At 67.4% G+C, this 218-nt stretch carries 1 pseudogene; it reads left to right on the forward strand.

Features of this window, described 5'->3' with window-relative positions:
* Positions 1 to 218, forward strand: a pseudogene (locus H6B10_RS18505) (hypothetical protein); the annotation flags it as partial.

Below are 218 nucleotides of genomic sequence, written 5' to 3' on the forward strand. Positions count from 1 at the left end.
GTATGGCCAGCCGTGAGCTGAAGGATACCGAAACTGCCGAAGGCGCCACCGCCACCGTGCTGGCCATGGACGGCATCGCGGTCGTTGTGAACCCCGCCAACACCACCGCCGACCGTGATGCTGCCGCTGGGCTGGGTGGAGGTGAACTCGGTGCCTTCGCCGCCGATGTAGCCTTCCTCGGTAGCCAGGGCCTGGCCGTCGGGGCTCATGCAGTAGGC

The sequence above is a fragment of the Gemmiger formicilis genome, assembly GCF_016901605.1.
Lineage (GTDB): Bacteria > Bacillota > Clostridia > Oscillospirales > Ruminococcaceae > Gemmiger > Gemmiger formicilis_B.